We start from the raw sequence: 8,324 nt of genomic DNA on the forward strand, positions 1-8,324 counted from the left end.
ACCCGTCCTCCGCGATCAGGGGCGGGCGGAGAGCTCCCCGACATGCGTGATGGCGAGCACGGGCTCCCCGGCCTCGTCGGTCGCCTCGAGATCGAGCTCGGCCTCGATGGCCCAGTCATGGTCCCGCGCGGGATCGTCGATGACCTGACGGATCCTCCACACCATCGACTCCTCGGTGATCTGCAGCAGCTGCGGTGAGCGGGCCGCCCCGTCGATCCCGACGTGGTCGTGCGCGTCGTAGTAGTCGTCCATCGCCGCGGCCCACCGCGCGCGGTCCCACCCGGAGGCCGCGTCGAGCTCCGCCAGGCGCGCCTCGCGCTCGAAGGCGAAGTGTTCGATGCGCTGCCACATCGCGGCGCGCACCATCGTGCGCAGCGCCTTCGTCTGCGCCGACAGCCCGCGAGGAGTGGTGGGGCGGATCTCCGAGGCGCCGTCGGGATCGGCGTCCTCCGGGTGGGTCAGGGCCTCCCATTCGTCCAGCAGCGAGGAGTCGATGCCGCGCACCAGCACCCCGAGCCACTCGATCATGTCCTCGAGGGCCTCGGTGCGCAGGTCCTGCGGGATGGTGCGGCGCATCGCCTGATAGGCGTCGGAGAGATAGCGCAGCACGATGCCCTCGGAGCGCTGCAGGCCGTAGCGCTGCACGAACTCGCTGAAGGTCTGCCCGGTCTCGTAGATCTCCCGCACCACGGACTTCGGCGAGAGGTCCTCGGTGCGCACCCACGGCCGGGTGCGGGCGTAGATCTCCAGCGCCGCCTCGAGGTCCTCCTCGAGGGGCTTCGGCCAGGTGACCTCGTCCAGCCTCGCCATCCGCTCGGTGTACTCGACCCCGTCGGCCTTGAGCTCCGCGAGCAGCTCGCCCTTGGCGGCGTTCTGCTGCGCGAGCAGGATCTGGCGGGGATCCTCGAGAACAGACTCGATGATCGAGACGGTGTCCAGGGTCAGGGTGTCGGACTCCTCGTCCAGGGAGTCGATCATCGCGATCGCGAAGGGCGCCAGAGGCTGGTTCATGGTGAAGTCCAGCTGCAGGTCCTCCACCAGGGCGAAGCGCCGGCCGAGATGATCCGGCTCGTCGAGCACGTCGATGATCTCCGCCTCCCGCAGCCCGCGGAAGATCTCCACGGCCTCGCGCACCAGCTTCAGCTTCTGCGTGGTCGTCTGATGGCTGGTCATGAGCAGATGCCGACCCGAGGCGATCGCGTCCCCCGGTCGTGCGATCAGAGCCAGCACCATCCCTGCGGTGATCCTCAGGTGCGGGCGCAGCGGCTCCGGCGCGTTCTCCACCAGCTTGGTCATGTTCGCCTCTGACCAGTTCACCGCTCCTTCGGGGATGCGCGGCTTGGGCTCCTTCTTCCGCTTCTTCGCACTGTTGGGGGCCTTGCCGGCCTCCTCCCGCGCCCGCAGCTTGGCCCGCTCCCTCTCGAACTCGATCGTCCAGGTCGGGGCCTGCACCACCACATGGCCGAGGGTGTCGAAACCGGCCCGCCCGGCCCGCCCGGCGATCTGGTGGAACTCGCGCGCGTTCAGCAGCCGCATCCGCTTGCCGTCGAACTTTGCCAGGCCCGTCAGCAGCACGGTGCGGATGGGCACGTTGATCCCCACCCCGAGCGTGTCCGTGCCGCAGATGATCCGCAGCAGCCCGGACTGGGCGAGCTTCTCCACCAGACGGCGGTACTTGGGCAGCATGCCGGCGTGGTGCACGCCGATGCCCTCGCGCACCAGGCGCGAGAGGATCTGGCCGAACCCCTTGGAGAATCGGAAGTCCCCGATGATCTCCCGGATCCGCTCCTTCTCCTCGCTGCTGAGGATCTTCTGCCCCTGCAGGGCCTGTGCCTGCTCGAGCGCGTCCTTCTGCGTGAAGTGGACGATGTAGACGGGCGCGTCGCGGTCCGTGAGGATCGTCTGGATCGTGTCCGGCAGCGGTTCGAGCGACCAGCGGAAGTCCAACGGCACCGGGCGCGGGGCGTCGTCGATGACCTCCACCTGCCTCTCGGTGCGCTCCTCCAGGTCGCGGGAGAGGACGGTGACGTCCCCCAGGGTCGCGCTCATGAGCACGAACTGGCACGCGGGCAGCTCCACCAGCGGCACCTGCCAGGCCCAGCCGCGCTGCGGGTCGCCGTAGTAGTGGAACTCGTCCATCACCGCGAGGCCCACGTCGCTGCCTGCCCCGTCGCGCAGGGCGTGGTTGGCGAAGATCTCCGCGGTGCACACGATGATCGGGGCGTCGTGGTTGACCGCTGAGTCGCCGGTCATCATGCCGACGGATTCGGCGCCGAACTGGGCGACGAGGTCGAAGAACTTCTCGCTCACCAGCGCCTTGATCGGGGCGGTGTAGTAGGACCGCTCCCCGCGGGCCATGGCGGCGAAGATCGCGGAGTAGGCGATGGTGGTCTTGCCCGAGCCGGTGGGTGTCGCGGCGATGACGTGGTCGCCGGCGGCGATCGCGAGCAGCGCCTCCTCCTGGTGCGGGTAGAGCGTGCGCCCCACCGACTCCTGCGCCCGCACGAACCCGTCGACGATGCCGTCCGATCCGTCCTCGGAGGAGAGATCGGGGAGGAAGGGCGTGAGGATCGGCATGTGCCCAGTCTGCCAGGGCGGGCCGACGAGCCGAGCCGCCTCGGTCCTGCACTGCACCTCGACCGCGCCGTGCCGGACCCGCTCCGCGCCTCAGCGGGTGGCACGGCGCCGGTACCGGTGATCGCTCGTCTCCACCCGCGCCACCTGCTCCCAGAGGTTCCAGCGGTCGCTCGGATAGCCGCGCACCTCGATGCGGCACTCGTAGAGCAGCTCGCCCCGCTCGGTGCCGGCTCCGTGCTCGGCAGTCACGGGGACCTCCCGGTCAGCGGATCGAGCACGTCCAGCAGGCGCTCGCGCAGAGCGTCGGCCCGGGTGGCGAGCTCGCGCTGGCGCCGCACGTACTCCGCCTTGCCCGCGGGCGTCTCGATCGGCACCACCCCGTAGCCCAGCGGCCGCACGTCGTACGGGCTCGCCTCCATGTCCAGCACCCGGGTCTCGCGGGCGTGCTCGAAGCAGTCCAGCACCAGGTCCGAGGGCACCAGCGGGGTGAGCTTCATGGCCCACTTGTACAGGTCCATCCCCACATGCAGACAGGCGGGGTTGTCGTTCTCGACCTGGGTCGCGCGCGTGGGCTCGAACGCATTTCGCGGCGCGGCCGACGGGGTGAAGAAGCGGAAGGCGTCCAGGTGCGAGCAGATCAGGTTCTCCCGCTCCACCACCGCGTCGGTCTCGGCGGGGGAGAGGCGCAGGGGCAGGTCCTCGTGGCGCTGCGTGCCCTCGGGGACCCGGTGCACCATCGCCCACTCGTGCAGCCCGAAGCAGCCGAACTCCGGCCGACGCCGCGTGAGGGTCGAGGCGCGCAGGAGCCGTGTCATGAAGCCGAAGGCGTCGGCCCGCTCGGCGAGATAGCGCTCGACGTCGGCCCGCCGTACCGCGTCGGGACCGGGGGAGTCGACGTACCAGGAGCGATGCCCCGCTTCGTCCACGTCGGCGATCAGCGGCCGTCCCTCGGCGTCGACGTCGGCCGCCGTCTCGTAGCCCGTGCGCCACCCCGGATGCCAGCGACGCAGCCGTGCGGGCGAGAAGGGGTAGTAGGTGAACAGGAAGTCCTCGACCGCATGCTTCTCGCCCCGCTGCTTCCGCTCGCGGTGCGCGGCGGTGAGCGCATCGGCCCGCTCCTCGTGCGCGCACCGCTGCCCTCGTGCCTCGTCGGCCGAGAGCGTGCGGAGGGGTGTGGGATGCGGCATCGGGCGCGTTCCTCGGGGAGCGGGGGAGCGGTGGCGTCTCATCGTAGGTCCGCTCTCCCCTGGCGGGGGCATGGGAAGCCCTCCCCATCGCGGCCCGCCGACGCATTCCGCGAGCGCACCCGCCGCGACGATCGCTCGCTCGTGCAGGTCGTCGACCTGCGAGGTCATCTCATCCCGCTCGGTCCGGACCGGTTCGCCCACAGGGCAGCCGTCCGGGCGCGCATCCTCACCGGCCGGACAGTTCGCCCCGCAGCCATCGTCGATGGGCGTCGATCGCCGCACGGGTCGTGATCGCCGGCTCACGGGATCCCGGGCCGTGGTCGGCGATGCGCTCGCCGCGTCGCCTCGCCGATCGGGCCTCGGTGATCGGAGCGCCGATCCGCCGCCCGTCGCGGAGCACCACGACGGTCTGGCCCTGGTGCACCCAACCATGGTCGACCTCGACGACCGCTATCTCGGCCCATGGGAGGCGTCGAGTGCGCAGGGGAGTTCGGATCTCGAGGCCCGTCGTCGACACGGTGAAGCGGGGGCGCTGCCCGAGGAGCACGAGGGCGAGTGCGACGAGCGCGCACGGGGCGGCGAGCACGAGCGTGACCCAGCCGACGGGCGAGGGGCCGCCGTCCGAGAGCAGCAGCGCGATCGACCCGCCGCCGATCATGAGTGCGACGGAGATGCCCACGGCCAGCAGCACGAGACGGACCCACAGCGCGGGACGCGGTGCACAGCACCGTGGGCGGGGGAGGAGGCGGGGGCATCCGGGAAGAACCCTGTCGGTCGGGGCGACGTCGTCCTCGCACGGGAGACTCCCTACCGCTGCTCCGCGAGCAGCTCCCGAACCCGCGGGATCACCTCGGTGCCGTAGAGGCGGATCGACTCCATCAGCTGCTCGTGCGGCATGGGGCCGCTGGCGTACTTCAGGTCGAAGCGGTCGATGCCGAGGGTCGTGATCGTCGAGGCGATCTTCCGTGCGACCGTCTCGGGGGAGCCGGCGTACAGCGCGCCGTGCTGCATCTCGCCGTCGAACTCGGCGATGCCCGAGGGGCCCCAGCCGCGCTCGCGGCCGATCTCGTTGCGGTGGTGGATCCAGTGCGGGGCGAGCTGCTCGCGTGCGACGGCGTCGTCCACGGCGATGTGCCCGGGGGAGTGGACGCCGACGGGCCGGCGCTCGCCGCCGAGCTTCGCCGTTGCCTCGTGGAAGAGATCGACGAAGGGCGCGAAGCGCTGCGCGGGCCCGCCGATGATCGCGAGCATGAGCGGCAGGCCGTGCCGGGCGGTGCGGATCACCGAGTCCGGGCTCCCGCCGACGGCGACCCAGGTGGGCAGCTCCCGCTCGAGCGCCGGGTGCAGCGACTGATCCTCCAGCGGCGCGCGCGTCGTGCCGGACCAGGTGATCGGCTCGCCGGAGAGCGCCGCGACGAGCAGATCCAGCTTCTCCTCGAAGAGGGTCTCGTAGTCCTGCATCGCGAAGCCGAACAGCGGGAACGACTCGGTGAAGGAGCCGCGCCCCACGGTGAGCTCGGCCCGCCCCCGCGAGAGGGCGTCGAGGGTGGAGAAGCGCTCGACGACGCGCAACGGGTCGTCGGAGCTCAGCACGATGACGGCCGTCCCGAGCGTGATCCGCTCGGTGCGGGCGGCGAGCGCGGCGAGCACCATGTCGGGGGCGCTCACGGCGAAGTCGGGGCGGTGGTGCTCGCCGACCGAGAAGTGGTCGATGCCCACCTGGTCGGCGAGCTCTCCCTGGGCGACGATGTCGCGGATCACCTGGGCCGGGGCCACGGGATCGCCCGCGTCGTCCACGGTCACGTCGCCGAAGGTGTCCAGTCCGAAGGTGATGGACCCGGGATCGATGCTCATCTGTCTGCGCTCCCCGCACGAATAGTTGATGCTTCAAGCATAGGAGGGGGCGGCCTCGACGTCCAGTCCGGTCGGAGACGTCCGCCGGTGCCGGGGAGCGGGGCCGGTTCGTCCTGCGCGGCCCGCGACCGTTCCTCCCCAGCCCGCCGCCGTCCACAGCGACGGGCTCCTCGTGACCGCGGACCAGCGTGGATTCCTACGGTGGAGCCGTCCGGCGGCAGGTCGCCGCGGGCGGGGAGGAGCAGCAGCGATGACCGGCATCGACTACGACTGCGAGGGCTGCGGCCGTCGCCACGAGGGGGCCGACGGGACGGAGGCCAACCCCTGGCCGCTGCTCGAGTTCGACGGTCCGGAGGCGTACCTGCGGATGAACCCCTGGGAACGGGTGTTCCGGGCGCGGGCGACCGAGGAGATGTGCCTGATCGACAACGGCGACACGGTGGACTGCTACGTGACCGGGGTGCTCTCCCTCCCGGTCCGGGACGAGGAGGCGAGGCTGCTGTACGTGCCATGGGTGAAGCTGCGCGAGGCCGACTACGTGGACCTGCTGGAGAACTGGGGCAATCTCCGCTTCCGCGGGAGCTATCGGGGCACGCTGGCCAGCGTCCTGCCGGGGTGCGAGCACCCGCAGGCGGTCCCGGTGCTCGTCACCGCTCCCGGGCAGCTGCCGCCGCTGATCGAGCCCGATCCTGCCTCCGGCCATGCCCTGGTACGGGAGCAGCGCGAGGGCATCAGCCGCCAGGAGGCCGAGCTGCGGATCCGCTCGATGCTCCTCGAGGACACGGAGGTCTGATCGGGGACGCGGAGGACCGAGCGCGGCGCGGGGACGGGCGACGACGCCCGGGGGCCGCCCTGGGTGGCGATTCCCGGCGGCGCCATGGACGCCGAGTTCAGAGGGCCCCGTGCAGGAACCGACGGTGGGTGTCGATCGCAGCGCGGGCAGGCCGCGCCGGCTGCAGCAGGTCCTGGCCGTGGTCGAAGGTCGACTCCCCGCGGTACAGCGCGAAACGCGAGCCGGTCAGCGCGCTCGTGGCACGCTGTCCGTCCCGGGTGACGATCACGACGGCACCACGGTTCATGAGGGAGCGGTCGATCTCCACCACGGCGATATCGGGCCAGTCGATGCGGCGCGTGGCCAGGAGGCCGCGCATCTCCACTCCGCGCGTGGTCACCCGGAAGGAGGGCCGCAGAAGCAGACAGAGGCCGGCCCCGAGCAGGACGAGCATCACCAGCGCGACGGCGGCGAGGAGGAGGTGAGGCCGTTCCGGCACGAGGAGCGCCAGCAGCATCCCGCCCAGCAGGGAGGCGGCGAGCAGCAGCAGGAGAACCCCGACCAGGACCCGGTACAGGACAGACGGACCGGCCCGGTAGATCGGACTCGCAGCTCGCTCGCGGTCCGCTCGGGGTGCGCTCACGGGAACTCCTCCTCTGGACGGACGACGGGCCACATCGTATCCGGGGGGCCGATGGGGAGTTCTCCCCGTGGCGGGATGAGACCTCGCCTGCCTACTATCGCCGGGACGATGGACAGCACGCGCTGCGGCGGCGTGCGAGGCGAGGGGGGAAGGACTCGACATGGTGTTTCTCGGGGCGGACACCGACCAGCTGCGCGACCATGGGACGACGACCAGGAACGGCGGTCGTCGGCTGGAGGAGCTGATCGAGATGCTCGACGGCACGGTCCGTGCGATCGAGTGGGTCGGCCCCGATGCCGACGCGTTCCGCCAGCGGTGGGATGGTGAAGTGCGATCGCTCGGCCAGGAGTCCTGTGAGCGCCTCGAGCGGAGGGCCGCACTTCTGGAGGAGGAGGCGGAGGAGCAGGACACGTGCAGCGGCGACGGGGAGGGCGGGAGCGACCCGGGCTCGCGAGGAGGCCAGGGCTCGTCACCATGGGACGACTTCCAGGGCTGGCTCGAAGGCTACGAGGCGAAGGAGAGCGATGGCTTCTTCGGCGATCTCCTGGGAGGCCCTGAAGCGGGGTACTGGGGGAATCTCGGCTGGAGCGGGGTCTCGATCGCGGGAGACATCGCGGGTCTCGTTCCGGAGCCGACCGGCGTCGCGGCGGGGTTCGGCCTCGCCATCGATGCGATGTCCGCCGGCATCGGACTCTACGATGCCGCGCAGTCCTTCCAGGACGGCGATCCGTTCGGTACCTTCGACGGGCTCGTGACCGCGGGAGTGAACCTCCTCGACATCCCCGCCGGCGTGCTCTCCATGGTTCCGGCACCTCACGTCAAGGTCGTCGGGGAGGGTCTGGGGGCAGTCACGGGTTCGCTGGACATCGCGTGGTCGGCGCTGACCGCACAGGCCCAGATGTCCGCCATTGCCGGGGGGCCGGGGGATGGCTCTACGAGCCGCTACATGCTGGAGATGCCCGGATGGCTGCTCGAGCAGACGACGGGGAACTCCATGCTGTCCGACGCCACCGGTGCTGTGACGGGGGCAGTGGAGGACGGCTTCGGCTGGGGGTCCGAGACCATCCGTGACGCCGTCCCGATCATCGATCCGATCATCGATGCGCCTCAGCACGTCGTCGAGAACATCATCCCCTCGGGAGCTCAGGACTGGATCGAGGGCACGGCGACGGACGCGAATGAGTGGATCCGAGATCGTATGCCTTGGTGAAGGCCCGAGGGCTGCAGCCCTGAGTCATTGCTGCAGGGAGCTCCCGGTGAGGATCTCGCTCAGGAGTTCGTCGAACTCCTC

At 70.8% G+C, this 8,324-nt stretch carries 8 protein-coding genes; 2 read left to right on the forward strand and 6 right to left on the reverse strand.

What is annotated here, in order from left to right; all coding sequences use genetic code 11:
* Positions 1-15: 15 nt before the first annotated feature.
* From ACT3SP_RS16760 to ACT3SP_RS16780, 5 genes are all read right to left on the reverse strand, one after another.
* The gene (locus ACT3SP_RS16760) at positions 16-2,577 is read right to left on the reverse strand and encodes a DEAD/DEAH box helicase (RefSeq protein ID WP_444588436.1); all 2,562 of its coding nucleotides are present in this window, start codon (positions 2,575-2,577) and stop codon (positions 16-18) included.
* Positions 2,578-2,667: 90 nt separating this feature from the next.
* Positions 2,668-2,826 (reverse strand): hypothetical protein, encoded by a 159-nt coding sequence (locus tag ACT3SP_RS16765; RefSeq protein WP_444588437.1) that lies wholly within the window; start codon positions 2,824-2,826, stop codon positions 2,668-2,670.
* Positions 2,823-3,764: a 3-methyladenine DNA glycosylase gene (locus tag ACT3SP_RS16770; protein WP_444588438.1), complete on the reverse strand. Its 942-nt coding sequence runs from the start codon at positions 3,762-3,764 to the stop codon at positions 2,823-2,825. The genes ACT3SP_RS16765 and ACT3SP_RS16770 overlap by 4 nt, the downstream gene beginning before the upstream one ends.
* A gap of 226 nt (positions 3,765-3,990) precedes the next feature.
* On the reverse strand, positions 3,991-4,455 hold the full coding sequence (locus tag ACT3SP_RS16775) for a PH domain-containing protein (protein ID WP_444588439.1): 465 nt from the start codon (positions 4,453-4,455) through the stop codon (positions 3,991-3,993).
* 116 nt (positions 4,456-4,571) lie between these two features.
* Positions 4,572-5,618, reverse strand: coding sequence for an Atu2307/SP_0267 family LLM class monooxygenase (locus ACT3SP_RS16780; protein WP_444588440.1), 1,047 nt, complete (start codon positions 5,616-5,618; stop codon positions 4,572-4,574).
* 250 nt (positions 5,619-5,868) lie between these two features.
* Between ACT3SP_RS16780 and ACT3SP_RS16785 the strand changes: the two genes are divergently transcribed.
* Complete coding sequence (locus tag ACT3SP_RS16785) at positions 5,869-6,411, forward strand: DUF2199 domain-containing protein (RefSeq protein WP_444588441.1); 543 nt, start codon at positions 5,869-5,871, stop codon at positions 6,409-6,411.
* 97 nt (positions 6,412-6,508) lie between these two features.
* Here the strand turns inward: ACT3SP_RS16785 and ACT3SP_RS16790 are convergent, their stop codons facing one another.
* Positions 6,509-7,033, reverse strand: a complete 525-nt coding sequence (locus ACT3SP_RS16790; protein ID WP_444588442.1) for a PH domain-containing protein — start codon at positions 7,031-7,033, stop codon at positions 6,509-6,511.
* A gap of 250 nt (positions 7,034-7,283) precedes the next feature.
* Between ACT3SP_RS16790 and ACT3SP_RS16795 the strand changes: the two genes are divergently transcribed.
* Positions 7,284-8,243 (forward strand): hypothetical protein, encoded by a 960-nt coding sequence (locus ACT3SP_RS16795; protein WP_444588443.1) that lies wholly within the window; start codon positions 7,284-7,286, stop codon positions 8,241-8,243.
* Positions 8,244-8,324 lie beyond the last annotated feature (81 nt).

Source organism: Brachybacterium sp. AOP43-C2-M15, assembly GCF_052446295.1.
Classification (GTDB): domain Bacteria; phylum Actinomycetota; class Actinomycetes; order Actinomycetales; family Dermabacteraceae; genus Brachybacterium.